Origin of the sequence: Citrobacter sp. RHB35-C17 (genome assembly GCF_013816795.1) — a bacterium.
Classification (GTDB): Bacteria; Pseudomonadota; Gammaproteobacteria; order Enterobacterales; family Enterobacteriaceae; genus Citrobacter_A; species Citrobacter_A amalonaticus.
Genome location: NZ_CP057150.1, coordinates 3,496,000 through 3,521,285, shown reverse-complemented (window position 1 = coordinate 3,521,285; position 25,286 = coordinate 3,496,000). Strand labels below are relative to the sequence as shown.

Here is a 25,286-nt window from a genome sequence, read left to right as displayed (position 1 = left end):
AAATAGCATTATTTTTGCGGAGCGTCATTATACCTTGTAGATTAACGTATACGCCTTAAGCTAAATCTGACTAAATATTAATTCAGACGTATTGAGCCAGCATTTTCATCGGCACCTTGTTGCCATGCTTCACGCAACTGGCTGGCATTTTCTACGGTATCGCAACTGGCAGGGAAGGTTTTCCCCGTTACGCCTCTGGCATAGACAAAATTTTGCTGACAGGTTTTACGCTGACCTTCTGCATAACCGTTGAGGTATTGCGAACGATCCACCTCCGGGTCGTTAAAGCTATCGGCCAGCGTTTCATTATCTTTAACCGCAACGCCGGAAATTGCATCTTTGATACCGGCGTCATACCAGTTGGTACTGGTCCATGTTGGCGCGTGGGTGTAAGGATCGATCTGGCAGCCACTGAGCAGAAAAATGACTGCGATACTGACTCTTCTCGTCATTGCTCGTTCTCCTGTTTTTCAAAGCATAGCGGACCGTACAATAACCGCGTGTAAATTATTATGTACGGTATAGTGGGCTTTAAATCGAACAAATGTCGATTATGTAACGCAATGTTTACGTATTTTGGATTGATATCTTTACTCGTTGTGTTATCGTTACGTCATCCTCATTGAGGAAAACTATCGCAAACGAGCTAAAACAGGATCGCCATCATGCAAAAAGACGCGCTGAACAACGTACATATTACCGACGAACAGGTTCTGATGACCCCGGAACAACTTAAAGCGGAATTCCCACTGAGCCTGGCGCAAGAGGCGCAAATCGCCCAGTCGCGCAAAACCATTTCTGACATCATTGCCGGTCGCGATCCGCGTCTGTTAGTGGTGTGCGGTCCGTGCTCCATTCACGATCCTGAAACGGCCCTGGAATATGCTCGTCGATTTAAAGCCCTTGCCGCAGAGGTCAGCGATAGCCTCTATCTTGTGATGCGCGTCTATTTTGAAAAACCCCGTACTACCGTTGGCTGGAAAGGGTTAATTAACGATCCTCATATGGATGGCTCTTTTGACGTTGAAGCAGGTCTGAAAATTGCGCGTCAACTGCTGCTTGAACTGGTCAACATGGGACTGCCGCTGGCGACGGAAGCGCTGGATCCGAACAGCCCGCAGTACCTGGGCGATCTGTTTAGCTGGTCTGCGATTGGCGCGCGAACCACGGAATCGCAAACGCACCGTGAAATGGCATCGGGTCTGTCGATGCCGGTGGGCTTCAAAAACGGCACCGACGGCAGCCTGGCGACGGCGATCAACGCCATGCGCGCGGCGGCGCAATCGCACCGTTTTGTCGGTATTAACCAGGCAGGTCAGGTTGCGCTGTTGCAAACCCAGGGCAACCCGGACGGGCATGTGATCCTGCGCGGCGGCAAAGCGCCTAACTACAGCCCGGCAGATGTCGCCCAGTGCGAAAAAGAGATGGAGCAGGCGGGACTGCGGCCGTCACTGATGGTAGATTGCAGTCATGGTAATTCCAATAAAGATTACCGTCGTCAGCCTGCCGTGGCGGAGTCGGTGGTTGCGCAAATTAAAGATGGCAACCGCTCAATCATCGGCCTGATGATTGAAAGTAATATTCACGAAGGCAACCAGTCCTCCGAGCAACCGCGCAGCGAAATGAAGTACGGCGTGTCCGTTACCGATGCCTGCATCAGTTGGGAAATGACGGACGCGTTACTGCGTGAAATTAACAAAGACTTGAACGGCCAGTTGGCGGCGCGCCAGGCTTAAGAGGTTCGTTATGGTTGCTGAATTGACCGCGTTACGCGATCAAATTGATGAAGTAGACAAGGCGCTGCTGGATTTGCTGGCGCGCCGTCTGGAACTGGTGGCAGAGGTCGGGGAAGTCAAAAGCCGCTTTGGCCTGCCGATTTATGTACCGGAACGCGAAGCCTCAATGCTGGCTTCGCGCCGAGCCGAAGCGGAAGCGCTCGGCGTACCGCCAGATCTGATTGAAGACGTATTGCGTCGAGTGATGCGTGAATCCTATTCCAGTGAGAACGATAAAGGGTTTAAGACGCTGTGTCCTTCGCTGCGCCCGGTGGTGATTGTCGGCGGTGGCGGTCAGATGGGACGGTTGTTCGAGAAAATGCTCACCCTCTCGGGTTATCAGGTGCGGATCCTCGAACAGCATGACTGGGATCGCGCGCAGGAGATCGTCGCGGATGCCGGCATGGTGATCGTGAGTGTCCCGATCCATCTGACGGAACAGGTGATCGCAACATTACCGCCGCTGCCCGCTGACTGTATCCTGGTCGATCTGGCGTCGGTGAAAAACGGTCCTTTACAGGCAATGCTGGCGGTGCACGACGGGCCGGTACTCGGTCTGCACCCGATGTTTGGCCCGGACAGCGGCAGCCTGGCAAAGCAGGTGGTGGTCTGGTGCGATGGACGTCATCCGGAAGCTTATCAGTGGTTCCTGGAGCAGATTCAGGTCTGGGGCGCGCGGCTGCACCGTATTAGCGCCGTCGAGCACGATCAGAACATGGCGTTCATTCAGGCGCTTCGTCACTTTGCGACCTTTGCTTATGGTCTACATCTGGCAGAAGAAAACGTGCAGCTTGAACAGTTGCTGGCGCTCTCTTCTCCGATTTATCGCCTTGAACTGGCGATGGTGGGGCGGCTGTTTGCTCAGGACCCACAGCTTTACGCCGATATCATTATGGCGTCGGAGAGCAATCTGGCACTGATTAAGCGCTATTACAAACGTTTTGGCGAAGCGATCAGTCTGCTGGAGCAGGGAGATAAACAGGAGTTTATCGACAGCTTCCGCAAAGTGGAGCACTGGTTCGGTGACTACGCGAAGCGCTTCCAGAGCGAAAGTCGTACGCTGTTACGCCAGGCGAATGACAGTCGACAGTAATGGCAGGATTATGCCGGATAGCGCCGCTAAAGTGCCTTATCCAGCCTATGCAACATAAACAACAGGCCGGACAGGCATACGCCCTCCGGCCTTGTTGCACGTTAGCTCGGATCGACTGGCACCACGTTCTCACTGGGATAGCAACCCAACACCTTCATGGAGCGAGTAATCTCGCCCAACTCTTTGAGCGCCTTCTGCATCTGTGGGGATTCCAGATTGGCCTGGATGTCGAGATAAAACATCTCTTCCCACGGATTGCCGTGTATGGGGCGGGATTCCAGTTTGGTCATGATCAGATTGTGGTTACGCATCACCAGTAGCGCTTCCACCAGCGCGCCCGCCTGTTGTCCTGTCGCCATCAGCAGCGTTGTTTTGGCTGGCACCTGGTCAGAAACATTGATCGCTTTACGCGCCAGCACGATGAAACGCGTGATATTTTGCGTCTGATTTGCCTCGATACGTTCAAGAACCTGTAAACCATGCAGCACGCCACCGGCTTCGCTTCCGAGCGCAGCAACGCGCGGAGAATTCGCCTGAGCGACCTTTTCCATTGCGGCGGATGTGCTTTCGGTGTATTCAATTTTCCAGTGCGGATAACGACTGAGGAACTTGCTGCACTGCTGGAACGGCTGCGGGTGGCTGTACACCGTCTCAATGGTGTCGAGGTCCGTGGTACCGGAAACCAGCACGCAGTGATCGATAGTCACCGTCATCTCACCCACAATGGAGAGACTGGTGTGCTGGAGCAGATCGTAGACATCGTTAATCCCACCCGAACTGGTGTTTTCAATCGGTACAACTGCGTAATCGGCCTGGCCGGTTTCAACCTGATTAAAGATATCGGCAAACTTTGTACAACCGCTCTCAATAAACTGCTCAAAGTGACGTGCAGCGTACTGGCGTGCCGCAAGATGTGAGTATGAGCCTTTTGGTCCCAGGAACGCCACGCGCGCAGAATGCGGGTTGATCTTATTCAGATGTTGCTGGAGCAGCGCCTGCTGGGTGAGAACGGAGTCTTCGATGATGAGTTGAAAAAGGCGGGTGATGTAGTGCGCATCCAGATGATGGGTTTTGCCAAGCGTAATCAATCTGTCCAGGAGATCGCGCTCGCGGTCGATATCCCGTACCGGGCGATGGGATTCAAGCTTGGCTTTGCCGACTTCAACTGCCAGCCCACGTCGCTCGGCCAGTAACGCCAGTAATTTTGCATCCAGCGCGCTGATTTTATCGCGCAGCGCCAGTAATGGGTTTTCCGATGTCATAGTGTTGCCTTTATTGTTATCAATAAAAAAGGCCCCCCGGTGTGGGAGGCCTTATTGTTCGTCTTCGCATTCTTTTTCACACGACGAAAGCCTCCCATTCAGGGGAAGGTAAAAAAGAATGCGAAGAAGAACGGAGTGTGTTTCATATCAGTTTCCTTAAGTGATGTCAGTAAAGTACCCGTACTGTTTTCACCCTGTCAACAAAAAACGCGCCCGAAGGTGCGTTAATAATGCCTATCAAATAAGGCGCTCATTGATAAATCAATATGTTATGAGCGCCTTATTAACCCTAATACACCCTAAAATGCCCTAGTCGGTGGACATTATGTGGACACTCCCACGCATAGGGTTAAATCGTATGGCATCAGTCAGATAATCTGGGGCGAAGTGAGCATATGTCATTGTTTGCTCGATTGTTGTATGACCCAAAATACGCTGTAGCGTGATGATATTCCCGCCGTTGATCATGAAATGTGTTGCGAAGGTATGGCGTAAAACATGCAGTGCCTGACCTTTCGGCAAGTCTGGCTTAATCTTACGAAGAACATCGCGAACTCGCTCATAGTTGGTATCGAACAATTTCCCCGATTTGCGTGTAAGGATGTAGTCCGCGATTTCCTTCGATATCGGAACAGTACGAGCTGGGCCGGTTTTGGTCTTAACAAAGGTCACACGGTTACTTATCACGTTTTCAGCTTTAAGATTACTGGCTTCACCCCATCGTGCTCCTGTATTCAGGCAAAGAACGACAACTCTGCGATCATCCCCTGTAAGGGCATTCAGCAAATGGTGGATCTCTTCTTCGGACAGAAATGACATTTCTGTGTTTTCCAGACGTAACTTCTTCACGGCGCGAAACGGGTTTTCGTGATGAAATTCTTCCATATCTATCAGCAAACTGAACATGCTGGACATGGAACAGAAATCCCTGTTTACCGTGCCAGCAGATACTCCACTATGAAGTCGTTCTGCACGATATTTCATCAGGAAGTTGCGGGTAAGCTCGTACACTCTGGGTTCCGCCATTTCTCGGTTGATTTTTTCCAAACGCTTTTTATATGAGTCACCATAGTTGTGATTCTTTCCATGGTAGCTCCACCATAAAGAAATTAACTCGGATACAAGCCTCCTGTCTGCGGGTTTATCCTGCCATTCTTTATCGTGAAAGTTTGTCAGTACATACCGCTCGTATGCCTGTGCTTCCGCCTTTCTGTCAAATTTGCGTCGAATCCTTCTTCCTGAGGTTCCGCGCGGTCTAACGTCCACTTCAAAACGACCATCATCAAGCTTCTTAATCGACATAGCGAAGCCCTCCGATGTATGAATCATTATGTAAATTTTGCTCTAACGCATTGAAAAACCAGATATTTAGCCAATTTTCCGGGTGGAGCGGGATGATGTTATGTTGTCTTGCCCATCAGGGGAGAGAGACGGGGACACCTGCCCCGCAATTGGTGCCGTCTTATCTGTCATTAACCAGAGTGTATATTTTTCAAACATATGTACCTCAATAACACTTTCTAAGACTTCTGCACGAGCTGGCTGATGGCCAGTTTCGTACTTTTTTATTGTTCCAAGAGCTACCCCAGTAAGCTCTGAAAAATCTTTTTGAGTTAACCCTTCAGCTTTCCGGATCTGCCGGAGTTTCTCCGCATAATTTCTTGACATGGTTCTTGTATCGCAACTATTATTGGTTCTTACAAAAGAACCTTGAAAAAAGAACCCTAGAACGACTTAAAGCGCCCTAGGAACCCAAACTAACGGAGGATACCACAGATGAAGGAACCAGCAGAAAAGGCGCTTTCAGAGTTGGTGACCCCTGAGCTTTTTGCCGAATATATAGGCAAAACGCCTGCTGCAATTCGCAAAATGGCCACGGCTGGAAAACTGCCGGTAATCCGCATGAAAGACCCTCTAAATCCATCAAAAAAAGGTGGGGAAATCTATATCCATCGGGGGGAATGGGATGCTTATGCCCTTCATCTGGCTCAAATTGCCCCGCCTGAATGGCATGACTGGAAGAACCGTTTATTCACGAAAGATAAAAGTGCTCGTTAGTAAACTAAATATTATTGGGGATTATCATGAAGACTAAATACGCCACTCTTATTCGTAACCTGTTGCAGAGTTACCATGCTCAGGCAAACGCTATTGAAAAAGAAACGTTCTCTGTCCATAGCGATGGCTTGCAGTTAATGGAATTGAATATCCAGCTTGCGAAATGTCTTGAGGGAATTACTTCTACTGCTCGTTTTAATAACGATAATGATGATTTTGAAGAGTTGCACAAGATTACGCTTATGGTGTTTGGTGGGAATATACCAATTGAAAATAATATTTCCGGGCTTATGTCGCTTGCTACCACAGCGTTAAAAAGTAATAACTCGCATCTTAAATCTGTTGCAGCTTCCCATCGTTAAGGAGCCGATATGAAACATTTAATGATTGACCTTGAAACAATGGATAATAAACCGACTTCTGCGATTGCTTCTATCGGTGCTGTGTTCTTTGACCCTGAAACTGGCGAAATGGGTGAGCAGTTTTATCAGCGCGTTAGCCTGGGCAGTTGTGTAGGCCACGGTCTCACTATGGGTTCAGAAACCGTATTATGGTGGATGCGTCAGGATGCCGAAGCGCGTAGCGAGCTGCTTAATGATGATTGCCTGGACTTGCCTCTGGCTTTAGCGAATCTGGAATCCTTTATTACTGAGCATTCTGACCCATCTAAAGTGCAGGTATGGGGGAATGGTGCGGCGTTCGACAATGTTATTTTACGTAATGCATCAGATAAATGCGGGTTTGCCGATCCACTTTGGTACTGCTGGAATGACCGTGATGTAAGAACGGTTGTTGAACTGTCAAAAACACTTGGGCTGAATGTTCGTAATATTATTAAGTTTGATGGTGTTAAACATCACGCTTTATATGATGCCATTCATCAGGCTAAAGTTGTTTCTTATGTCTGGATGTATCTTGTAAAAATAGCCAGTGTGAAATGACGATGCTTACAGTGACCTCTCATGCAAGTGAAAGTGTCATAGCAAAGGCATTTTCTGTGCTGACGGAATATTACAGCGGCAAAAAAGTATATCAGGTTATAAAACCGCATCATTATTTTTCTGTGCATGTCTCTTATCGCTGGCGATTATTGAGTAAAGATAGGGGGCGGCATTGGGAGTTAATGACGCATGAGCGATATAACAAACAATACCGAATATAGTTTTTTGCCTTTTATACCTTTCTACATCTGGATTAATTATGAATGCCACAATACAGCAGGACGTTGTGCGCCGGCTCGTTCAGGATTTTGAATTCAAGGAACGGGATAAATATTTGCAGCAGGGCGTTTGCCCTAAATGCCATAAACGCGAATTATTCACCAGTATAGAAAAGCCCTGGATACTGAAGTGCGGCCGTGAAAACAACTGCGGCCATCAGGTCGTTGTCAAAGAGCAGTATCCTGAAATCTTTGAGGACTGGTCTAAGCGGTACCAGGACACCCCTGAAACCCCACATGCCGCTGCTGAGGCGTACCTGCGTGAGGCGCGGGGGCTGGATACTGAACCGCTAAAAGGTTGCTTTACTCAGGGCGCGTTCGTGAAGGATGGCATGGGGTCGGCAACGGTCAGATTTTCGCTGTCATGCGGTGCAACATGGGAGCGCATCATTGACCAGCCTCAGCGCTTCGGTAAGCAGAAAGCCAACATCAGGGGAAGCTATGTCGGTCACTGGTGGGTTCCTCCCTTTATTAACCTGCAGGAAGTGAACGAAATCTGGATCACTGAGGGAATCTTCAACGCACTGAGTCTGTGCCAGGCAGGGTTACCTGCAGTTGCCACACTGAGCAGTAACAACTATCCGCTGGCCGCACTGGATACGCTGGCCAAAGAACTGGGCGAAAAACCACGTCCACGTCTTGTATGGGCGTTTGACGGCGATAAAGCCGGCACAAAGCACACGCTGGCGTTCGCTGCCCGTAGTGATGCTGCAGGATGGAAAACCCGTGCCGCGCAGCCGGTAAAATCATCGGCATCGCTGGACTGGAATGACCTGTTGTTACGTAACCGGTTCAGTAAGTCGGACATTAAAAATTATCGCTACTATGGCGATCTCCTTCTGGCAAAAAGCCCGACTGAGAAAGCCCTTCTTATGCATCAGCACAATGAATGGCACTCGTTTTATTTCGAACATGGTTCCCGCATGTACTGGTTTGAGCTGGATCTGGACAGGTACATGCGAGCCTATGAGCGCATCACCAATACCGGTACCGAAGTAGTGATGGAGTGGGAGGCAAAAGAACGGGCGGTTAAAGAGTCAGGCGGTGTGACCGAAATTGCCAACTGCTGGCTGACGCCGCTTTATTTCCAGCGGTCTGAACCTACAGACGAGTCCTGGTATTACGTGAAGGTCAGTATGCCGAACCGGCCAGCCGTGAAAGATACTTTTACGGCTAATCAGCTCACCAGTTCCGCCGAGTTCAAAAAGCGTCTTCTGCATATCGCCAAGGGGGCGGTGTATACCGGCAGTACCAAACAGCTGGATAAGTTCATCCAGATGCGCCTCCCTGAAATCAAAGAGGTAAAGACGCAGAATTTCATCGGCTATAACAAGGATTATGCCGCCTGGTTGTTTAACCGCGTGGCCGTTTGCGATGGCCGGCTGTATGAGATGAACGACGAGGATTACTTCGAAATCAACAGTGCCAGCGTTAAGAGCCTGAGCCTCACGCCGGCGCTGGATCTGAATCCGAAGCTGAACGAGTTTACTACGGGTTGGGTAGACGATATCTGGACGGCATTTGGTGAAAAAGGGTATGTGGCGCTGGCGTTCTGGCTAGGGTCGCTGTTTGCCGAACAAATCCGCGAGCGTGACAAGTCATTTCCGTTTCTGGAAATCGTGGGCGAGCCGGGGACAGGTAAATCCACGCTGATAGAATTTCTCTGGAAGCTCGCCGGCCGTGAGGAATACGAAGGGTTTGACCCATCTAAATCTACCGCCGCCGCGCGTGGTCGTAACTTCGCCCAGGTCGGTAATCTGCCGGTTGTGCTGATTGAGGGCGACCGTACTACCGATAACGCCAAGCAACGCGCTTTTGACTGGGACGAGCTGAAATCACTGTATAACGGTCGTGCCTCCCGCGCCGTGGGTATCAAATCGAACAATAACGAGACGTATGAGCCGCCGTTCAGGGGAAGTATTGTGATAGCGCAAAATGCCGACACAGACGGCAGCAAGGCGTTTCTGGAGCGTATCATCCACATCTATACCGACAAGCGCGGCCAGTCCATTCAGACCCGCTACGCCGCCGAGCGTCTTGAACAGATACCCGTCAGCCAGGTATCCGGGTTCACACTGCTGGCCACCATGCGTGAAAAAGAAATCATGAAGGTGTTTGGCCAGGGCTACGAACGTGCTCGTAGTGAGCTTGAGTCCAATATCAACATTCGCCATATTCGTATCGCCAAAAACCACGCGCAACTGGTTGGTCTGCTGGAAGCGCTGGCGCTGGTTGTGCCGGTACCGGTGGAACGTATTGAGAAGACCCGCGAGACCATCACCGCGCTGGCCGTGGAACGGTGTCAGGCGCTTAAAAAGGATCACCCTCTGGTGCAGGAGTTCTGGGAGCTGTTTGATTACCTGGATGAGCTGGCACCCTATGGCATCAATCACTCATCAGATGAAAATGAAATCGCGGTTAACTTCAATCACATGGAAGAGGTCGCCGCAGCACACCGGCAGCGTATTCCGTTCACATTAACGGAAATTAAAAAGCTGCTTAAAAACGGCAATGAACGCCGGTTTATCAGACAAAGCACCACGCGCAGCGCGGTAAGTGAGCGCCATAATCGTGGTAAAGGGGATATGCAGAGAATGCCGGAAACGTTCCGCTGCTGGATATTCAATAGGGATAAATAAGATTATGTCTGACTGGTTATTATGGGGAACATCGCTTGTCCTGGCTTTGCTTTCAAAATTAGTGAGAAAAATGGATCACGATGTTGTCACTTTATTTTGCATCCTCATTGCTTGTGCAATTGGTTATGGTCTGGCCACATTCTCATTTATGAATATGCTTCAGGAACTTTGACGGGTAACAGAAGTAAAAAAGCACCGGCAACGGTGCTTTTTTCTAAGCGACGGCGGTGCCGTCCTGACTTAAAAACTTGAGCATCAGCTGTTTTTGCTGCATATCAAGGCTGTTGCAGATAGTGGCGATCAACGCATCGCTGGATTTAGCGCTGGGGCTGATGGTATGTGAGAATGTCATATTCATCACAAAAGTGTGACCACATTCAACATCGGTACACGCGCAATATAAATCCGACAGTTCCTTGTGTTTTCGGGCTGTTTTTTTGATAACAGCCCTTGCCTCACATACCGGACAGTAAACCTTCATTACCCGCATATCCATCGCTCCGGAAGTTGGAAAACGATGATATTTTAGCCTTTTTGCGGACATTAATCACCTTCCAGCTCGCTGTCTTTCAGGAAATTAAGGTACAGGTGGGGCGGTACATCACTTTCCTGTTCCACTGCGGCGGTAAACATGCGCTGAATGGGCAAAATTTCTGCTTTGCGGTAGGTTTTGGCCGCTTTCTCAACATCTCCCATTACTGCGCCGTTCGTCGGGATAATCCCCGCCAGTCCTGCCGGGAATCGATGCGCGGTCAGTACGTCCTGGGCGCTGATGCTCTTGATATTCTGAAACTCATCTTTGGCGCTGATATCACCAATCGGGATAAATTTGATGCCGTCCGGATCGCCTTTGGGGATGTTCACAAACATGGTGCTGAAGTTCCCGATCCCCTTTGACTGCTCCAGCTTCTGAATAATTTCTTCTTCCACTTCATCAGTCATATTTGGGTCGTTACAGTAGATCATGCCACCTGTGTGTCCGCCGTTATGGTAGTAACGCCGGCGAAAAATTGTTGCCTCACCGTTAAGCAGGGCAGAATGGATACCGCTGATATAATCCGGCAGACCATAAATCGCCTGTTGCGGATCGTACTGCCTGAGAAAAATAATATCTTCAGGCGGATAAATCATCGGTTCACCCTGCTGCAGTACCACAAATTCCCCGGTCTTACGCTGGCGGGTATAGAGTGCCGGCAGCGGGTACAGCGCCACCACATCCCCCCAGCCGTTACGCACTTTCAGAATGGCCACATCACCGAAGGTCAGCCAGTCGAACACGGCTGCGCCAAGCTGTTCATGCGTCAGTCCGCCGTCTTTATAGTTTGCCGTCACCATATTGCGACGGGCATACAGCACACCGCCGTGCTGTGCGTTCAGGTTCACCAGTTGCGCCAGCGCCAGTCGGTCAATCGGGAGCGTCCAGTGTTCCGCTTCATTGTCATACCAGACGTCTGTGTAGTTTGTGCCGGTCGTCAGAATGGGTTCCGGTTTACCCAGGGTAATAAGGCTCATATGGCGCGGCTTGCTGGCGGTGCGGCGTTCCCTGTATTTCCGTTTTTTCATGCTGCTTTCCCTAAGTTACCCCAGCGTGATTTTCGCTGGTTTTCAAAGTTTAATGGTTCGTTGTCAATGGCATGGGCGATAGCCCAGAAACTGTCAGCGTGGCCGGTTTCTGCTGTACGGTCGGCGACAAACGTCATGGCGTTACCGCTGGCTGTGGACGTGCGGCGGATGGTCATAAAACTGGCGGCAATTTCGGTTTTTTCCTTATCCCATTCCACACGGCCATCTTCGATAACGTCGATCATCTTCATCACCAGGCGATTTTTCGTCTCCACGCCGTAGCGGATAGGCACCGCCTGACGCATGGCGAAGTGCTGCACATCCTCAAAGACCCCGCTCCCCAGCCCGGTGATATCAATGCCGATGTAAGTCATGTTGTACTGACCAAACAGCTTTTTGATTTGTGCCGCCTGCCATTTCCAGTTCATCCCCTGCCAGTGGAATACACGCAGTACCCGAAATTTTTCGCCGACCACTATCGGCGGCGCGATGATCACGAAGGTGGAGGTGTCTCCACTGCGAGCCGGGTCATAACCCGCCCACACTTCACGGTTGCCGAACGGCCGGGGCAGGTTTTCGTCATGATCCTCCCAGATATCCGGATCTACACAGCAGCGTTCTACGTGAGAGAACGAAAATACGCTGTCCTTGCTGTCCACGAACACGCACATATACAGCATGTTGAAAGTGTCGCGGTTGTAGCGGTTGCGCAGCTTCTCGATGCTGGCGAGATTAAACCCGCCTGCGATCGCGTCTTCCATCGTGATGATGTAGCGCCACTGTCCATCAGGACATAAACGTCCACCGTCGCGCAGCTCCTTCTCCGTGGGAAATTGTACGCGCGCGCGTTTTTTGTCACCGCGCTTCCATTCTTCACCAGTCCAGAACGGGTACGCCTGGTGCGTTTTGCTGCTGGGGGTGGAAAAGTAGGTGGTTCGCCATTTGTCGTGTGTGGCCATCGCGCTGGCCACTTCGTTTAATTTTGCAAAGTTGGGTACCCAGAAATATTCATCGCAGTACAGATGGCCGCTGTATGACTGGGCGGTGTTCTTGTTGGTGGACAGGAATCGCAGCTCCGCGCCGTTGGAGAGGCGGATGGGGTTTCCCGTCAGCTCCACGCCGAAATACTGCTCCGCAATGTTGACGATATAGCTGCGGAATACTTCCGCCTGAGCCTTTGATGCGGACAGGAAGATTTGCGGATCGCCTGTCATGACCGCATTCTCAAAGGCTTCTATTGAGAAATACCAGGTTGCACCAATCTGGCGGCTTTTCAGGATGTTCCTGATTTGCTGATGAAGATTAGCGCGAAGGTGTTTCTGGTAGCCGAAAAGGTGCTCCAGCGCGAACCGGTCAAAATCTTCCTGTGTCAGTCCGCTGATGTCGTTCTTTTTGTACTTGCCACGTTTCCGGGGCTTTTCGTCGCCACCGGACTGACGCGCCGGCGCATCATTTTCACTGTGTTTAATTTCTGCCAGTTTTTCCTGATGTTTATTGTGCTGTGCACGTAGTTTCACTAGGTGAGAAACGAGACTGTCCAGCTCCCGCAGCTCCAGCTCCGATTTCCCTTCACGTAATGTCAGTGACTGAATGCGGCGGTTTAATGCATCTTCGGTGGATTCATGACTGAGTAATTCCGCCCAGCAATATTTCTCCGCCCAGTAATAGACAATACGTCGGTTAGGCAGATTAAGCTCGCTGGCAATTTCCTGCGGGGTATAGCGTTTTAAATAAAGCGCCCGCGCAACGCCTTTTAATTCTTCTGAATATTTAGCCATGCACACATTATGCACGGGCGTTTGTATATTAAATCCCGCTTTATTTCTGATGTGTTCGGCTAATAGCCTATATCCGAAATGAAGTGAATGCGGCAGTAAATTTTATTGGCGATACTGAAAACCGCAGCATGAACGGAGGCAATATGTCAGGTTCACAACTGGCAACAAACTGGATTTGTATCGCCACTGCGGGTGAAACGGTCGATAAAAGAACCATTGAAGAACAATGGTTACTTGATGCCGCTGAATTATATGACCCCAATTTATATACCGCGCTGTTATGGCCGGAACATACCCGCAATTTCGGGAATATGGGGGAAGTGCTGGAAGTAAAAGCCGAGCGGGATGATGAAGGTATTCTTCGTTTATACGCCCGACTCTGTCCGGCTATAGCGTTGCTTCAGGCGAATGCGAAGGGGCAGCTTTTATTTTTATCACCGGAGTTTACACCGGACGGGAATTTCAGAAATACCGGGAAAACCTATCTTGAGGGGCTGGCCATTACTGACAGTCCGGCCGGGGTAAGCACCACACGGCTACGTTTCAGCCGCACCAGGGGAAAACGCATCGGACCATACAAGCCGCTGGCGTTTGATGAAGTCAGGGAATTTAAAAAGGAAAAGGGAATGTCAAAGACAGCGAAAAAGGGCTGGCGCCATTTTTTCAGTATCGAAGAACCGGAGCAGACCCCGGAGCAGGAACCTTCACAGTCTGATGCCTTACAGGCGCTGGCTGAAGCGCTGGATGCCATTGATAAGCGCGTATCTGCTATTGAAACCCGTCTGGGTGAGGCGGAAGAGGCGGTATCTGATGTGCAGGACGATGTGGACACCGTGAAGGAAGTGGTGGACACCGAAGATTTTGCGCGTCTGGTAGGGAACCTGCCGGAGCTGGTGAAGAACTTCAGCAAGCTGAATAACAAAGTTACTCAACTGCCGGACAAGAAATTCAGCAAGGGCAAAAAAGGCTTCAATTTCCTGTAAGGGATAACACTACTTTTCTTTAAGGAAAAAGAATATGCAATTAAATGCGAAAGCCCGTGAGTTCCTGCTTCAGTATCACACCGGGCTGCGTGAATCCTACGGGGCGACCGACAGCGAACGCTGGTTTGCACTCACCGACCCCAAAGAAACCCAGCTGCGCAATGCGCTGATGGAGCAGTCTGATTTCCTGAATCTGATCACCGTTGCCGATGTCGATCAGCTGCAGGGGCAGGTGGTTCCGGTTGGCAGCTCTGGCCTGTATACCGGGCGTGTGCTGGATGGACGCTTCCGTAAGAAAGTGGGCGTGAGTGGTAATGATTACAGTCTGGTCGAGACCGACTCATGCGCCGCACTCACCTGGCAGTTGCTTTCTGTCTGGGCGAACGCCGGCGATGAAAACGAGTTTTTCCAGCGTGTTCAGGAGTTCACCAATCAGGCGTTTGCGCTGGATATGCTGCGTATCGGCTTTAACGGTACCAAAGTAGCCGAAACCACGAACGCGGAAACCAACCCGAACGGCGAGGATGTGAACAAGGGCTGGCATCAGATCGTCAAAGAGTGGAAGGACGGACAGCAGATCATCACTGATGCGGTGGTGCTGGACGGTGACGGTAAAGGCGATTACGTGTCGCTGGATGCGATGGCTTCCGATCTCATCAATACCAAAATCCCGGCACAGTACCGTAATGACCCGCGTCTGGTGGTTCTGGTCGGCGCTGATCTGGTCGCGGCGGAGTCGTTCCGTCTGTATCAGAAAGCAGACAAACCCACGGAGAAGATCGCTGCGCAATTACTGTCTGACAGCATCGCCGGTCGCACGGCTTACGTACCGCCGTTTATGCCGGGCAAACGCATGATTGTTACGACACTGCCAAACCTGCACATCTACACCCAGCGCGGCACGCGCCAGCGCAAGGCGGAGTTTGTGGAAGACCGCAAGCAGTATGAAAACAAATACCTGCGTAACGAAGGTTATGCGGTTGAGTATCCAGAACTGTACGCCGCATTTGATGAAAGTGCGGTAACTATCGGGGCACCGGTCGCGCCTCCGGCAGGGGAGTAAGGGGGATTTAATGCAACTGTCACCGGCACAGCGCCACAGCGCACGAATTGAAGCGGAGCGGTTACTGCGACAGCAGCAGTCTCTGGACACGGAAACCAGCCTGCATATTCAGATTGTCGCGCTGGAGAAAGATGTCGCCGCAGCTGCAGCGATTGAAAGCCGCGCTGAGCGCATGGAGTTTAAGCGTGATGTGCTGTTACCGCGCTGGATGCCGACCGCGCAATCCTGGCTGGAAGGTGACAGTGTGCAACAGAATCCTGTTTTTGCCTGGTGTGTCGTCTGGCTGTTTGATACAGGCCAGTTTGACCAGGCGCTGGACTGGGCGGATGTGGCAATCCAGCGGGGGCAGGAAACCCCGGCCGCGTTCGGCAGTACGTTCCCGGTGTTTGTGGCGGATACGGTGTTGTCCTGGGCGGAAGCGGAAGCCGTACAGGGGCATGAAGTGGAGCCGTACTTCAGCCGTACGCTGGAAAACGTGACGCAGCACTGGAATGTGTATGAGGTCATTAAGGCCAAATACCTGAAGTTTGCCGGTCTGCACCTGCTACGCGATGAAAACGGAGAGCCACGCGCAGCAGCAACGGAAGACAGGGAAGTATTGCTCCGGGCTAAGGGACTGCTGGAGCAGGCGAAGGGATTCGACCCTAAATGTGGCGTTGGCACGATGTTGCAGCGTATTGCTGCGCGTCTGCGGGCGCTGAAAAAAGAGTCTACGGGAGTTTGATATGTCGTTTAAGCATGGGTTAGGCCAGGTTGTTGAAGTTTCCATTAGCGGCGAAGAGGGGCATATCAAAGCCCGTGCGGAGTACACCAACAGCTGCAATCAGTATCTGATCCACTATCAGACTGCTGACGGCCGCGCATCTGATGCGTGGTTTGAAGAAGGTGAGATTCAGGCCGCAAAACGCGGCGAGTAAGACTACCGACCCGAAAGCGGGCGCGGTGGAGGGGATCGCATAAGCGTATCGCCTGTGGAAACCGGCCTGCCCGCTTTTTTTCCGGAGAAACAGGATGTTCAGCGGAACTTCAATTGATTTTGACGATGCCACTCTGACGAATGATGGCTTCTGGCCTGACCTGAGCGTGAAAGATTTTCAGTCCCAGCGCACCATTCCGGCCGATATTGATGCGGCCACCATCCGCCAGGCACTGCTGACTGCAGCCGGCGAAATCAATGATGATCTGGTCAGTGTGGCGGCAATGTATCGCAGCGCTGGCCATGAGCGCGCGGCGGACGTTCCGGGCGTGGAAATTGACGGCGAAAATCTGTTGTGCGCCCGTTATCGCAAAGCGGTATATGCACGTGCCAAAGCTGATTTGATGGGCGAGTTTGCCTCTGTTGGTCGCCGTGAGAGCCATCCGGGGCAGGAAAGTGACGAAACCCGCTCCAGCCTGATTGCAGAGTCCACACTGGCAGTACGCCGCATCAAAGGGATGAAACGCATTACGGTGGCCATGATATGAGCCAGTTAACGGCATTAACCGATTTTCTCATTGCCAACATGCCCAGACGGGCAATGCAGGGATTTGACAGCCAGATGGACGAGATCGCGTTCATCCCGGCACAGCGGGACACCGGGCTGGGGCAGTACCGTATTGCCATCATCCGTTATAACGCCGTGCTGACGTGGGAGCGTTATCCCTACCGCGAGTACGATCCCAAAATCCTGATGGCTTTGTTTATGTCGTGGCTTTGCCAGGATGAGCGCACGCTCTTTGAGGAAACCGGCATTGACGCCGAGCTGCCGGAATTTGATATCGAAACCATCGACCAGGAAACAGCCATCATGGTGGTGACGCTGCCAATGGTGGAGGAACTGAATCTGGTTCCCGATCCCAAAGGCCAGATCCCGTTTGATGGCCAGCGCTGGAAGCTGGCAAACCCCGAAGTCTGGACGGCTGATGAGGTGATGGTGATCCCGGTCAGTGAGGGGCAGGAATGATAAATGGCGAGCTGAACAAGGAACAGTTCCGCCAGCTCCAGGAGGCGCTGAAAAAACTGGATTTACCTTCTGCGAAACGTCGCCGGCTGTTGTGGCGTATGGCGAAATACGGCGTGGAAGCTGCAGCAAAGCGTAATGTGCGCAATCAGCAGTCGCCGGAGGGTGATAAGTGGCAGGCGCGACAGACCCGGCGTAAAGGCAAAATGTTGCGCAATATGCCGAAACTGATCCGCATCCGGGAAATGCCTGAAACAGAGTCGGTCAGGCTGTATCTGGCCGGTGGTCATTACCGGAATGCGAAGGGAAATCTGCCTGCCGGCGTGGTGGGGTATGTCCAGCAGAACGGCATGAGCGTGACCGTCAACCGTAAACAGGTGGAAGGCCGTGAGCAGGGGGACAAGCCTGCATCACTGCGACAGGCGAAACGTCTGCGCAAGGCCGGGTATAAAGTCAGGCGCGGTAAGCGCTGGCGTAAGCCCGGTTATAAGGAAATACAGGAAAGGATGACCGCCAGACAGGCAGGTTTGCTTATCCGGATACTGGAGGACAAGCCGGTCAAAACGTCCTGGCAGATTGATTTACCTGCCAGGGCGTTTCTGGGGATAGGTCAGGATGATTTTAACAAAGCGCTGGCGCGACAGCTGCAGGCTATCGGGTTCGGCTGGGATGTTAACGCGCAGGATATCAGGGGGAGAGCATGACCTGGCCAATTGTGACCGTAAACCAGGTAAATCAGCTGCTGGGTGAAACCACGGAAGTGGAGCGCACGCTGCTGTTTATCGGCACGGGAACCAAAAATGTAGGTAAGACGCTGGCAGTTAACGCACAGAGTGATTTTGATGCGCTGCTGGGCGAGGGTGACAACCCGTTAAAAAGTGATGTTCTGGCCGCACTGGCGAACGCCGGCCAGAACTGGTGGGGATTTGTTCATGTGCTGGCCGCAGACAGTGAGCCGGGGGCATGGGTGGAGGCCGTTAAGGCCGCACAGGTCTCCTGTTCGGTGGAAGGTGTGGTGCTGTCTGATGATGTGGCCGCGAAAGCGCAGATTAATCAGGCGGCAACGCTGCGATCTGAACTGATTGCTAAATACGGGCGCTGGGTGTGGTTCATTCTGGCGGTTCAGGGGATGCAGCAGGATGAAGCCCAGGCGGATTATCTGGTGCGTCTGTCCACCCTTCAGGAAGGTATCGCGGAAAAAGCGGTACAACTGGTACCCCGTCTCTGGGGGAATGAACCGGGCGTGCTGGCTGGTCGTCTCTGCAACCGTGCTGTCACTATTGCCGACAGTCCGGCGCGGGTGAAAACAGGCGCGTTGCTGAGTCTGGGAAGCGATGAACTGCCGAAAGACGGTACCGGCGAAACGCTGGAACTGGCGACCCTTCAGGCGCTGGAAGCTCAGCGCTACAGCGTGCCGATGTGGTATCCGGACTATGACGGCTTTTACTGGGCTGACGGGCGCACGCTGGACGTTGAGGGCGGTGATTACCAGTCCATCGAGACGCTGCGTATTGTGGATAAGGCAGCACGCCGCGTCCGTCTGCTGGCCATCGGTAAGATTGCCGATCGCTCACTTAACAGTACACCGGGCAGTATTGCCGCACACCAGACGCTGTTTGCCCGTCCGCTGCGGGAAATGTCCACTGCGGCCAGCATTAACGGCGTGTCATTTCCGGGCGAGGTGAAACCTCCACAGGACGGTGACGTGACCATTGTCTGGAAGAACAAAAAGGCGGTGGATATTTACATTGTGGTGCGTACGTATGAAGTACCGCTGCAGATCACCATCAGTCTGTTACTGGATGCAAGTCTGGAGGCCAGCGCATGACCAAACGTATTTCAGGGATGTCCTTTGATATCTATCTGGACGGTGACCTGATCCACATTGAAAAAATTTCGCTGGATATTACCGATAACAGCGCCGCCGCACAGACGCGCGGCGTTCCTGACGGGTATGTGGACGGTGACGTTGCCGCCGAGGGTGAAATTGAAGTCAGCTCCAAAGTGCTGCAGGTTCTGACAGCCAAAGCCCGTTCAGCGGGGTCATGGCGTGGTATTCCCCCGGTTGACTTCCTTTTTTACGCCAAAGCCGGCAGCGAAGAAATGAAGGTGGAAACCTTTGGTAACAAGCTGCAGCTCAACAGCGTTCTGGATGGTGATCCGAAGGGTGGCAGTGTGTCCACGCATAAAATCAAATACTTCGTGACAAGTCCGAAGTTCGTCAACATCAACGGTGTGCCGTATCTGGAAGCGGAAGCCACGGAAAACCTGATTGGATAAGAGGCAGCAGGGATGCAGGAGTACGAAAAGGGGTTCATTGCACTGGCAGTCATGGGGGCGCTGATTGCGCTGGGTAAATTGCTCAACAGTGATGAACCAATCACCCTTCGCCTAGTGGCGGGGCGTGTCATTGTGGGCAGCGGGCTGTCACTGATTGCCGGGGTGGCGCTGTACTTTGTCCCGGATATCCACCCGCTCGCATTAGCCGGATTTGGCTCTGCGTTGGGTATTCTGGGACAGAACGTGGTGGAAGCCTGGCTGCGTAAGCGGGGGTTAACAGGGATTTTTGATAAAGGGACAGGGAAATGACTCTGAGCGAAAAACAGCAACTCTTTACCGTTATGGTGGCAAATCTGATCCAGTGGGCTGAAGAACATGGCTACCGGCTGACATTTGGTGAGGCTTACCGTACCCCGGAACAGGCTGCACTGAACGCGAAAAAAGGCAGCGGCATTTCCAGCAGTCTGCACACGCAGCGTCTGGCCGTGGACTTCAATCTGTTCATTAATGGCCAGTATCAGACCGACAGCGCGGCGTATCTGCCGCTGGGTGAATACTGGGAATCGCTGGGTGGTTCATGGGGCGGTCGCTTCAAATCCCGCCCTGATGGTAATCATTTCAGCCTGGAACATAACGGGGTGCGCTGATGGATCGCGTCGTGTCAGGCTGGTTATTCACCCTTGCTCTGGCATTTATAGCCGGCTGGAAAACGGCCGGCTGGCAGCGGGACAGTGTTGATCTGACTGTCTCAAAAGCGGTCACCGCGACCGGGGAACAACTGGCTGAAATTGCCGGTTCATCTGGTCGCCGGCTGGAAGACAAACTGGAGGCACTGAAAAATGCGCCACCGCGTGAAATCCGCACGGAAGTGGTTAAGCCGGTATTTACCAATAAGTGTCTGTCTGATGACTTTGTCCGCATGTACAACGACGCCGTCACCAGTACCGAACGTACGTTATCAGGAAAACCTGAAAACTAAATGCGCCACGCAGCTGCCGCGCCTGAGTGGAACGCAGGGAAAAGATGCGGCGGAATTACTGACACTTTATCTGGAGTTATACGGGCAGTGTGCTGCACGGCATAACGCACTTGTTGATGAAATTAATTTAAGAGAGAACGTTATTTATGGAAAAAATTAATCTGGTTGTATGCAAAAAAGAAATTACCTTTGAACCGAATCAGACTGCTTATAATAAGTTCATCAACGAAATGGCGATGGATAATAAAGTGGCACCTGCACACAATTATCTTGTGCGCATTGTGTCTGCTGAAAGTAAAGAGGCGCTGGAAGATATTCTGAAACGTCCTGGCGCAGCGCTCCAGCTTGCCGGGAAAGTGAATGAGCTTTATGCGCCAGAACTGGAAATTGAAGTAAAAAACTGACAAAACGAGTCCGGGCAATTGAACAGAACGGACTCGAACAGTATTTAATTTTACGTCGCCATTATTTACCACACGGTCAGGATTCCGTGGATGATATTTCCGCTGCCATCTGGCTGGATAATCGCCACTGGGAAAATATGCGAATAGCGGTTGCTAACGGAATCAACACTGCATTTAAAGGCACGGAATGAAACAGTTAGATTTTACATTAAGCCTGATTGATAAGCTGACGCGCCCGTTAAAACAGGCGCAGGGCAGCGTCACCGGCTTTGCGGAAAAATCAAAAGCGGCCTTTTCGCAGATTGGTGGTGGCGTGCTGGGGCTGGCCGGTACGGGGATGGCCATAAAAGGCGCGTTATCGCCGGCTATCGAAATGTACGACGCGCTGAATGATGCCGCTGCAAAAGGGATTGATAACCAGGCATTAAAGACCGTACAGCGTGACGCGCTCCGGTTCAGCATGACCTACGGTGCCAGCGCGGTGGAGTTCGTCAAATCCACAGAGAACATTAACGCGTCCATTGCCGGCCTTACCGCCAGCGAGTTGCCGAAAGTGACGAAGGTCGCTAATACGCTGGCATTTGCCCTGAAATCCACATCCGCCGACACAGCGGAGTTCATGGGGCAGATGTACGGTAACTTTTCCGCCGATGCGGCGCGGCTGGGTAAAGTCCAGTTCGCTGAGCAACTGGCGGGGAAAATGGTGTATATGCGCAAGGTCTTCGGTACCGAAATGGGCACCATTAAAGACCTGATGGAAGGGGCGCGGGGTGTCGGTACCAACTACGGCGTCGGGCTGGATGAACAGCTGGCGGTGCTGGGACAGCTCAACCGTACGCTGGGAACAGAGGCCAGCAGCGCTTACGAAGGTTTCATGACCGGCGCGATAGAGGGCGCTAAAAAGCTGGGGCTGTCCTTTACGGACTCCACCGGCAAAATGCTGTCCATGCCTGAAGTGCTGATCAAGCTGCAGGGCAAATACGGCAAAAGCCTGGAAGGGAACCTGAAAGCCCAGGCGGAGCTGGATGCGGCATTTGGTGACAGTTCAGCGGTGATAAAGCACCTGTACGGCAATGTGGCGTTACTGCAGCGTAATATCACCGAACTGGGCGGCTCTGACGGGCTGAAGCGTACACAGGAGATGGCCGGGAAGCTGGTCAAGCCGTGGGATCGCTTTGTACAAATCCTCAAAGCCATTCAAACGGTGATCGGACTGACGTTGATCCCGGTTCTGTACCCGGTCCTGAACCGTCTGGCCGATATGGGGCAGACGTTCGGCCGCTGGATGCAGATGTTTCCCAATATTGCGCGGGTGATTGGTTACGTGCAGCTTGCGCTGTTTGGTGTGGCGGCAGCGGGCGCGGTGACAAATATTGTCATGGGCGTCTCAAAATTTATCCTGGTGGGTCTGAAGGGACTCTGGAGCGCCCTGACGCTGGTCACGAAGATTTACGCGGCCACTGTCTGGATTACCTCAAAGGCTGTTGTGGCGTGGAACCTGACGCTGAAATTCCTGCGGGGTACGCTGCTGGCCGTGCGCATGGCGGCGATTATGGCCGGTATTGGCATCAACCTGATGAGCTGGCCGGTTCTGCTGGTTATCGGGGCGATTGCTCTGCTGGCAGCCGGGTGTTATCTGCTGATTAAACACTGGGATGATGTGAAAGCGGCGGTGATGAATACGGCAGCGTTTACCGCCGTGGCTGGTGTGGTGGAATGGCTTGCCGGCGTGTTTTCCGCTGCGTGGCAATGGATCACGGACGGCTGGAACAGCTTTATTGCGCTGCTGACCGGGTTTTCACCGTCACAGGCGTTAAGCGGCATGGCCAGCGGGATTGTTTCCCTGTTTGATAACGTCTGGCAGACCATCAAAGGCGGGTTCCTGAAATCGTGGAACTGGATTGTCGGAAAACTCAATAAAATTCCGGGCGTCGATATTTCACTGGCGAACGAATCTCAACCGGCACTGACAACGAATACCCTTTCAACTGGCGGTGAATTAAAAGGCGTTGATAAAGGTGGTATCAGTAAAACAATTAGCAGTAATTCTAAATCAGTAACGGATAACAGCCGTAAAATTGGTGAAGTGCATTTTCATACTAAAGAAGCGCTTTCACCCTCCCAGCTAATGGAATGGCAGGAGCTTAATGCGTGAGTGAGATTCTTTATATTGACCTGCTTATTGAGAATGGTGACTTCTCATTAAATGCCGGTAATGAGCCTGAATTATGCAATAACCGAAAAAGTATCGGGCAGGACATTATTCACGCCATTATTGAGAGCGGATTAGCCACGCAATTAATTGCGGAACGCAGTCCGACACTGAGGGCAGATATTTTTACACAACTGGAATTACTGGTTGAAAACGATGAGCGCATTGTGCCGGGAACGGTGGAAATCAGTGAAGAAAGCCAGAAACGGCTGTGGGTGACCGCGAGCACATACGATTTTGGCACGCTTTCATATCAGGTGGACTTATGACGGAAAAGCCCCAGGTTGATTTTGAAGAAGTGGTGAAAGCCAGCGGGATGCCGGTGACGGAATCTGAGGTTCGCGATCGCTTTAATGCGATTGCAGCTGACGAGGGGATTATCACCAATACGTCCCGCATGTCACCGTTCTGGCGGTTAATCACCGCCATTGTGACCGCACCAGTGATGTGGCTGAAAGACGTTCTGGTATTCACCGTGCTGGCCAATATGTTTGTGGCCACAGCCAGCGGGAGCATGTTGCGTCTGCTGGCGTGGGCGGTGAACGTCACGGCAAAACCGGCGAGCGCTGCACAGGGTGTGATCCGCTTCTTCAAAGAAGATGCAAAAGCTGTGGTGACGGTGAAAGCCGGGACGATTATCCAGACAGAGCGCATTAACGGCCGCGTGTATGAGCTGGCCACCAGTGAGGATGTGGTGATCGCTTCCGGTATGGCCAGCGCATTACTGCCGGTGAAAGCCACCGGCACCGGGGGCGCATATAACCTTGCGCCGGGATATTACCGCATTCTGCCGGTTGCCGTTGACGGTATCAGCCACGTGACCAGCGAAGAAAACTGGCTGACCGTACCGGGCGCGGATGAAGAAAGTGATGATGAGCTGCGCGAACGCTGCCGCAATCAGTTCAATCTGGTGGGGAATTACCACACTGACGCCGTTTACCGGTCAATGATTGCCGGCGTTGCAGGGCTGAGTATTGACCGGATTTTCTTTGAACATGAAGCGCCGAGGGGACCCGGTACCGCCAACGCGTATCTGTTGCTGGACAGCGGGGTGGCTTCTTCGCCGTTCGTGGATGCCGTCAATGACTATATCAACACGCAGGGGCATCACGGCCACGGTGATGATATGCAGTGCTATCCCATGCCGGAAACGCTTCATGATCTGTCCGTCACGGTTTATGTCAAAAATCTGGCCAATTTCAGCGATGAGGACAGGAAAACCCTGAAAGACGGGGTGGAAAACATGATCCGCTGTGCCTTTCGTGAGAATGCTGATTATGACGTCAGGAAGACGTGGCCATATTCGCGGTTTTCCTTTTCTCAACTGGGGCGGGAAATTCATAAAACCTTTGCGCAGACGGAATCACTGTCTTTTTCGCTGGGCGACATCACCAGTGAACTGAGTGTGCCACGCCTGAAATCGCTTGCGGTGGTTATTGAAAATGAGTGAGTTCCTGAAAAAGCTGGCCGGGATGGTGCTTCCTTCCTGGATGAACAAAGGGGAGCCGGCCAAGTTGCTGAAAACGGCGCGGCGGTTCTGGGCTGAGGTTTACGGCTGGGTAACGTGGCCAGTGAATCAGTTCGATCCGCTGACGTGTACGCCGGTATTACTGAACCTGCTGGCGTACGACCGCGACATTACCCGCTTTGACGGTGAACCGCTGGCATTGTTCCGTAAGCGCGTGGCATATGCCTTTGTGAATGCGCGGGATGCCGGTTCCGTTGAGGGGTTTATCAACATCTTCGAACGGCTGGGAATTGGGTACGTTGAGCTGCAGGAACGCCAGCCGGGGATTGATTGGGACGTGATACTGGTTCGCGTGACAGACAGCCAGATTGCGGACAACACGCAGTTGCTGATCCAGATAATTCGCCAGTACGGGCGAACATGCCGCCGTTATCAGTTTGAGGTGATCACGTCTGAAAGCTTGGCCATCCGGGCGGGATGGGATCAGGGAGAATATGTGGCGTATCCGGCAGCGTTAAACAGTACGGAAACAGACAGCGCGACGTTTAGCGCGGGTTTATAGGGAGATTT

33 protein-coding genes and 1 other annotated feature are annotated in these 25,286 nt (G+C 52.1%); of the genes, 25 read left to right on the top strand and 8 right to left on the bottom strand.

All coding sequences use genetic code 11. The annotated features are described in order from the left end of the window. Positions 1–77: 77 nt before the first annotated feature. Entirely contained in the window at positions 78–452 is a 375-nt protein-coding gene (locus HVZ37_RS16845; protein WP_181627769.1) for a DUF2799 domain-containing protein, read from the bottom strand. 213 nt (positions 453–665) lie between these two features. On the opposite strand from HVZ37_RS16845, the gene aroF reads away from it, so the two are divergent. Together aroF and tyrA are read left to right on the top strand one after the other, a co-directional pair. Continuing rightward, positions 666–1,736, top strand: coding sequence for a 3-deoxy-7-phosphoheptulonate synthase AroF (gene aroF / locus HVZ37_RS16840; RefSeq protein WP_042325901.1), 1,071 nt, complete (start codon positions 666–668; stop codon positions 1,734–1,736). A gap of 10 nt (positions 1,737–1,746) precedes the next feature. After that, a complete protein-coding gene (gene tyrA / locus HVZ37_RS16835) occupies positions 1,747–2,868 on the top strand; it encodes a bifunctional chorismate mutase/prephenate dehydrogenase (RefSeq protein ID WP_181627768.1) in 1,122 nt (373 codons plus the stop codon). 101 nt (positions 2,869–2,969) lie between these two features. Here tyrA and pheA read toward each other — a convergent pair whose 3' ends face one another. The 4 genes from pheA to HVZ37_RS16815 all read right to left on the bottom strand — a co-directional run bounded on the left by pheA (position 2,970) and on the right by HVZ37_RS16815 (position 5,798). Then, on the bottom strand, positions 2,970–4,130 hold the full coding sequence (gene pheA, locus HVZ37_RS16830; RefSeq protein WP_181627767.1) for a bifunctional chorismate mutase/prephenate dehydratase: 1,161 nt from the start codon (positions 4,128–4,130) through the stop codon (positions 2,970–2,972). Positions 4,131–4,152: 22 nt separating this feature from the next. Continuing rightward, positions 4,153–4,277 (bottom strand) — a sequence feature (Phe leader region). Next, positions 4,229–4,276 carry a pheA operon leader peptide PheL gene (gene pheL, locus HVZ37_RS16825; RefSeq protein WP_001386991.1) on the bottom strand — a complete coding sequence of 16 codons (48 nt, stop codon included), beginning with the start codon at positions 4,274–4,276 and terminating at the stop codon, positions 4,229–4,231. Its footprint overlaps the feature before it by 48 nt. Positions 4,278–4,439: 162 nt before the next feature. Further along, positions 4,440–5,432 carry a tyrosine-type recombinase/integrase gene (locus tag HVZ37_RS16820; RefSeq protein ID WP_000023380.1) on the bottom strand — a complete coding sequence of 331 codons (993 nt, stop codon included), beginning with the start codon at positions 5,430–5,432 and terminating at the stop codon, positions 4,440–4,442. Between the two features lie 66 nt (positions 5,433–5,498). Beyond that, on the bottom strand, positions 5,499–5,798 hold the full coding sequence (locus HVZ37_RS16815) for a helix-turn-helix transcriptional regulator (RefSeq protein WP_000089404.1): 300 nt from the start codon (positions 5,796–5,798) through the stop codon (positions 5,499–5,501). 108 nt (positions 5,799–5,906) lie between these two features. Here HVZ37_RS16815 and HVZ37_RS16810 point away from each other — a divergent pair, with 108 nt between their 5' ends. From HVZ37_RS16810 to HVZ37_RS16790, 5 genes are all read left to right on the top strand, one after another. Next, positions 5,907–6,188, top strand: a complete 282-nt coding sequence (locus HVZ37_RS16810) for a Cox family DNA-binding protein (RefSeq protein ID WP_053287335.1) — start codon at positions 5,907–5,909, stop codon at positions 6,186–6,188. Between the two features lie 26 nt (positions 6,189–6,214). Further along, positions 6,215–6,550: a hypothetical protein gene (locus HVZ37_RS16805; protein ID WP_181627766.1), complete on the top strand. Its 336-nt coding sequence runs from the start codon at positions 6,215–6,217 to the stop codon at positions 6,548–6,550. Positions 6,551–6,559: 9 nt separating this feature from the next. Then, positions 6,560–7,129 (top strand): 3'-5' exonuclease, encoded by a 570-nt coding sequence (locus HVZ37_RS16800; RefSeq protein ID WP_181627765.1) that lies wholly within the window; start codon positions 6,560–6,562, stop codon positions 7,127–7,129. Between the two features lie 259 nt (positions 7,130–7,388). Then, positions 7,389–10,046: a toprim domain-containing protein gene (locus HVZ37_RS16795; protein WP_181627764.1), complete on the top strand. Its 2,658-nt coding sequence runs from the start codon at positions 7,389–7,391 to the stop codon at positions 10,044–10,046. Positions 10,047–10,050: 4 nt separating this feature from the next. Continuing rightward, a complete protein-coding gene (locus HVZ37_RS16790) occupies positions 10,051–10,218 on the top strand; it encodes a hypothetical protein (RefSeq protein ID WP_181627763.1) in 168 nt (55 codons plus the stop codon). Between the two features lie 42 nt (positions 10,219–10,260). Here HVZ37_RS16790 and HVZ37_RS16785 read toward each other — a convergent pair whose 3' ends face one another. From HVZ37_RS16785 to HVZ37_RS16775, 3 genes are read right to left on the bottom strand one after another with little or no spacing between them, the layout of a single operon-like run. Then, complete coding sequence (locus HVZ37_RS16785) at positions 10,261–10,590, bottom strand: ogr/Delta-like zinc finger family protein (RefSeq protein WP_181627762.1); 330 nt, start codon at positions 10,588–10,590, stop codon at positions 10,261–10,263. Next, positions 10,590–11,609, bottom strand: coding sequence for a phage portal protein (locus HVZ37_RS16780; protein WP_053287341.1), 1,020 nt, complete (start codon positions 11,607–11,609; stop codon positions 10,590–10,592). The genes HVZ37_RS16785 and HVZ37_RS16780 overlap by 1 nt, the downstream gene beginning before the upstream one ends. After that, positions 11,606–13,387 (bottom strand): terminase family protein, encoded by a 1,782-nt coding sequence (locus tag HVZ37_RS16775; protein WP_181627761.1) that lies wholly within the window; start codon positions 13,385–13,387, stop codon positions 11,606–11,608. Before HVZ37_RS16775 ends, HVZ37_RS16780 begins: the two co-directional genes overlap by 4 nt. 143 nt (positions 13,388–13,530) lie before the next feature. Here HVZ37_RS16775 and HVZ37_RS16770 point away from each other — a divergent pair, with 143 nt between their 5' ends. From HVZ37_RS16770 to HVZ37_RS16690, 18 genes are all read left to right on the top strand, one after another. Continuing rightward, complete coding sequence (locus tag HVZ37_RS16770; RefSeq protein ID WP_061069472.1) at positions 13,531–14,370, top strand: GPO family capsid scaffolding protein; 840 nt, start codon at positions 13,531–13,533, stop codon at positions 14,368–14,370. A gap of 34 nt (positions 14,371–14,404) precedes the next feature. Then, entirely contained in the window at positions 14,405–15,433 is a 1,029-nt protein-coding gene (locus HVZ37_RS16765) for a phage major capsid protein, P2 family (protein WP_053287343.1), read from the top strand. Positions 15,434–15,443: 10 nt separating this feature from the next. Beyond that, positions 15,444–16,157, top strand: a complete 714-nt coding sequence (gene gpM, locus HVZ37_RS16760; RefSeq protein WP_181627760.1) for a phage terminase small subunit — start codon at positions 15,444–15,446, stop codon at positions 16,155–16,157. 1 nt (position 16,158) lies between these two features. After that, positions 16,159–16,350, top strand: a complete 192-nt coding sequence (locus HVZ37_RS16755) for a hypothetical protein (RefSeq protein WP_181627759.1) — start codon at positions 16,159–16,161, stop codon at positions 16,348–16,350. A 94-nt stretch (positions 16,351–16,444) separates the two neighbouring features. Continuing rightward, a complete protein-coding gene (locus HVZ37_RS16750) occupies positions 16,445–16,897 on the top strand; it encodes a head completion/stabilization protein (RefSeq protein ID WP_181627758.1) in 453 nt (150 codons plus the stop codon). Then, complete coding sequence (locus tag HVZ37_RS16745) at positions 16,894–17,376, top strand: phage tail protein (protein WP_181627757.1); 483 nt, start codon at positions 16,894–16,896, stop codon at positions 17,374–17,376. Before HVZ37_RS16750 ends, HVZ37_RS16745 begins: the two co-directional genes overlap by 4 nt. Continuing rightward, complete coding sequence (locus HVZ37_RS16740; protein ID WP_181627756.1) at positions 17,373–18,077, top strand: hypothetical protein; 705 nt, start codon at positions 17,373–17,375, stop codon at positions 18,075–18,077. Before HVZ37_RS16745 ends, HVZ37_RS16740 begins: the two co-directional genes overlap by 4 nt. Continuing rightward, positions 18,074–19,201 (top strand): DUF2586 domain-containing protein, encoded by a 1,128-nt coding sequence (locus HVZ37_RS16735; RefSeq protein WP_181627755.1) that lies wholly within the window; start codon positions 18,074–18,076, stop codon positions 19,199–19,201. Before HVZ37_RS16740 ends, HVZ37_RS16735 begins: the two co-directional genes overlap by 4 nt. Further along, the gene (locus tag HVZ37_RS16730; RefSeq protein WP_053287349.1) at positions 19,198–19,653 is read left to right on the top strand and encodes a phage protein; all 456 of its coding nucleotides are present in this window, start codon (positions 19,198–19,200) and stop codon (positions 19,651–19,653) included. The genes HVZ37_RS16735 and HVZ37_RS16730 overlap by 4 nt, the downstream gene beginning before the upstream one ends. A 12-nt stretch (positions 19,654–19,665) precedes the next feature. After that, a complete protein-coding gene (locus HVZ37_RS16725; RefSeq protein WP_181627754.1) occupies positions 19,666–19,962 on the top strand; it encodes a phage holin family protein in 297 nt (98 codons plus the stop codon). Beyond that, positions 19,959–20,300: a M15 family metallopeptidase gene (locus HVZ37_RS16720; protein ID WP_053287351.1), complete on the top strand. Its 342-nt coding sequence runs from the start codon at positions 19,959–19,961 to the stop codon at positions 20,298–20,300. The genes HVZ37_RS16725 and HVZ37_RS16720 overlap by 4 nt, the downstream gene beginning before the upstream one ends. Then, positions 20,300–20,632, top strand: coding sequence for a hypothetical protein (locus HVZ37_RS16715; RefSeq protein ID WP_053287352.1), 333 nt, complete (start codon positions 20,300–20,302; stop codon positions 20,630–20,632). The genes HVZ37_RS16720 and HVZ37_RS16715 overlap by 1 nt, the downstream gene beginning before the upstream one ends. Further along, the gene (locus HVZ37_RS23175; protein ID WP_072135052.1) at positions 20,559–20,792 is read left to right on the top strand and encodes a hypothetical protein; all 234 of its coding nucleotides are present in this window, start codon (positions 20,559–20,561) and stop codon (positions 20,790–20,792) included. Before HVZ37_RS16715 ends, HVZ37_RS23175 begins: the two co-directional genes overlap by 74 nt. Then, positions 20,779–21,036: a putative phage tail assembly chaperone gene (locus tag HVZ37_RS16710; protein WP_053287353.1), complete on the top strand. Its 258-nt coding sequence runs from the start codon at positions 20,779–20,781 to the stop codon at positions 21,034–21,036. Before HVZ37_RS23175 ends, HVZ37_RS16710 begins: the two co-directional genes overlap by 14 nt. A gap of 187 nt (positions 21,037–21,223) precedes the next feature. Then, entirely contained in the window at positions 21,224–23,191 is a 1,968-nt protein-coding gene (locus tag HVZ37_RS16705; RefSeq protein WP_181627753.1) for a phage tail tape measure protein, read from the top strand. Further along, positions 23,188–23,517, top strand: a complete 330-nt coding sequence (locus tag HVZ37_RS16700; RefSeq protein WP_032292401.1) for a DUF2590 family protein — start codon at positions 23,188–23,190, stop codon at positions 23,515–23,517. Before HVZ37_RS16705 ends, HVZ37_RS16700 begins: the two co-directional genes overlap by 4 nt. Then, positions 23,514–24,698: a baseplate J/gp47 family protein gene (locus HVZ37_RS16695; protein WP_181627752.1), complete on the top strand. Its 1,185-nt coding sequence runs from the start codon at positions 23,514–23,516 to the stop codon at positions 24,696–24,698. Before HVZ37_RS16700 ends, HVZ37_RS16695 begins: the two co-directional genes overlap by 4 nt. Beyond that, positions 24,691–25,278 carry a phage tail protein gene (locus HVZ37_RS16690; protein ID WP_181627751.1) on the top strand — a complete coding sequence of 196 codons (588 nt, stop codon included), beginning with the start codon at positions 24,691–24,693 and terminating at the stop codon, positions 25,276–25,278. The genes HVZ37_RS16695 and HVZ37_RS16690 overlap by 8 nt, the downstream gene beginning before the upstream one ends. The last annotated feature ends 8 nt before the right edge of the window (positions 25,279–25,286 follow it).

Excerpts from the sequence above, each read along its gene's own strand:
- HVZ37_RS16845 (WP_181627769.1), bottom strand. The coding sequence starts at position 452 with ATGACGAGAAGAGTCAGTATCGCAGTCATTTTTCTGCTCAGTGGCTGC.
- aroF (WP_042325901.1), top strand. The coding sequence starts at position 666 with ATGCAAAAAGACGCGCTGAACAACGTACATATTACCGACGAACAGGTT.
- tyrA (WP_181627768.1), top strand. The coding sequence starts at position 1,747 with ATGGTTGCTGAATTGACCGCGTTACGCGATCAAATTGATGAAGTAGAC.
- pheA (WP_181627767.1), bottom strand. The coding sequence starts at position 4,130 with ATGACATCGGAAAACCCATTACTGGCGCTGCGCGATAAAATCAGCGCG.
- HVZ37_RS16820 (WP_000023380.1), bottom strand. The coding sequence starts at position 5,432 with ATGTCGATTAAGAAGCTTGATGATGGTCGTTTTGAAGTGGACGTTAGA.
- HVZ37_RS16815 (WP_000089404.1), bottom strand. The coding sequence starts at position 5,798 with ATGTCAAGAAATTATGCGGAGAAACTCCGGCAGATCCGGAAAGCTGAA.
- HVZ37_RS16810 (WP_053287335.1), top strand. The coding sequence starts at position 5,907 with ATGAAGGAACCAGCAGAAAAGGCGCTTTCAGAGTTGGTGACCCCTGAG.
- HVZ37_RS16805 (WP_181627766.1), top strand. The coding sequence starts at position 6,215 with ATGAAGACTAAATACGCCACTCTTATTCGTAACCTGTTGCAGAGTTAC.
- HVZ37_RS16800 (WP_181627765.1), top strand. The coding sequence starts at position 6,560 with ATGAAACATTTAATGATTGACCTTGAAACAATGGATAATAAACCGACT.
- HVZ37_RS16795 (WP_181627764.1), top strand. The coding sequence starts at position 7,389 with ATGAATGCCACAATACAGCAGGACGTTGTGCGCCGGCTCGTTCAGGAT.
- HVZ37_RS16790 (WP_181627763.1), top strand. The coding sequence starts at position 10,051 with ATGTCTGACTGGTTATTATGGGGAACATCGCTTGTCCTGGCTTTGCTT.
- HVZ37_RS16785 (WP_181627762.1), bottom strand. The coding sequence starts at position 10,590 with ATGTCCGCAAAAAGGCTAAAATATCATCGTTTTCCAACTTCCGGAGCG.
- HVZ37_RS16780 (WP_053287341.1), bottom strand. The coding sequence starts at position 11,609 with ATGAAAAAACGGAAATACAGGGAACGCCGCACCGCCAGCAAGCCGCGC.
- HVZ37_RS16775 (WP_181627761.1), bottom strand. The coding sequence starts at position 13,387 with ATGGCTAAATATTCAGAAGAATTAAAAGGCGTTGCGCGGGCGCTTTAT.
- HVZ37_RS16770 (WP_061069472.1), top strand. The coding sequence starts at position 13,531 with ATGTCAGGTTCACAACTGGCAACAAACTGGATTTGTATCGCCACTGCG.
- HVZ37_RS16765 (WP_053287343.1), top strand. The coding sequence starts at position 14,405 with ATGCAATTAAATGCGAAAGCCCGTGAGTTCCTGCTTCAGTATCACACC.
- gpM (WP_181627760.1), top strand. The coding sequence starts at position 15,444 with ATGCAACTGTCACCGGCACAGCGCCACAGCGCACGAATTGAAGCGGAG.
- HVZ37_RS16755 (WP_181627759.1), top strand. The coding sequence starts at position 16,159 with ATGTCGTTTAAGCATGGGTTAGGCCAGGTTGTTGAAGTTTCCATTAGC.
- HVZ37_RS16750 (WP_181627758.1), top strand. The coding sequence starts at position 16,445 with ATGTTCAGCGGAACTTCAATTGATTTTGACGATGCCACTCTGACGAAT.
- HVZ37_RS16745 (WP_181627757.1), top strand. The coding sequence starts at position 16,894 with ATGAGCCAGTTAACGGCATTAACCGATTTTCTCATTGCCAACATGCCC.
- HVZ37_RS16740 (WP_181627756.1), top strand. The coding sequence starts at position 17,373 with ATGATAAATGGCGAGCTGAACAAGGAACAGTTCCGCCAGCTCCAGGAG.
- HVZ37_RS16735 (WP_181627755.1), top strand. The coding sequence starts at position 18,074 with ATGACCTGGCCAATTGTGACCGTAAACCAGGTAAATCAGCTGCTGGGT.
- HVZ37_RS16730 (WP_053287349.1), top strand. The coding sequence starts at position 19,198 with ATGACCAAACGTATTTCAGGGATGTCCTTTGATATCTATCTGGACGGT.
- HVZ37_RS16725 (WP_181627754.1), top strand. The coding sequence starts at position 19,666 with ATGCAGGAGTACGAAAAGGGGTTCATTGCACTGGCAGTCATGGGGGCG.
- HVZ37_RS16720 (WP_053287351.1), top strand. The coding sequence starts at position 19,959 with ATGACTCTGAGCGAAAAACAGCAACTCTTTACCGTTATGGTGGCAAAT.
- HVZ37_RS16715 (WP_053287352.1), top strand. The coding sequence starts at position 20,300 with ATGGATCGCGTCGTGTCAGGCTGGTTATTCACCCTTGCTCTGGCATTT.
- HVZ37_RS23175 (WP_072135052.1), top strand. The coding sequence starts at position 20,559 with ATGACTTTGTCCGCATGTACAACGACGCCGTCACCAGTACCGAACGTA.
- HVZ37_RS16710 (WP_053287353.1), top strand. The coding sequence starts at position 20,779 with ATGGAAAAAATTAATCTGGTTGTATGCAAAAAAGAAATTACCTTTGAA.
- HVZ37_RS16705 (WP_181627753.1), top strand. The coding sequence starts at position 21,224 with ATGAAACAGTTAGATTTTACATTAAGCCTGATTGATAAGCTGACGCGC.
- HVZ37_RS16695 (WP_181627752.1), top strand. The coding sequence starts at position 23,514 with ATGACGGAAAAGCCCCAGGTTGATTTTGAAGAAGTGGTGAAAGCCAGC.
- HVZ37_RS16690 (WP_181627751.1), top strand. The coding sequence starts at position 24,691 with ATGAGTGAGTTCCTGAAAAAGCTGGCCGGGATGGTGCTTCCTTCCTGG.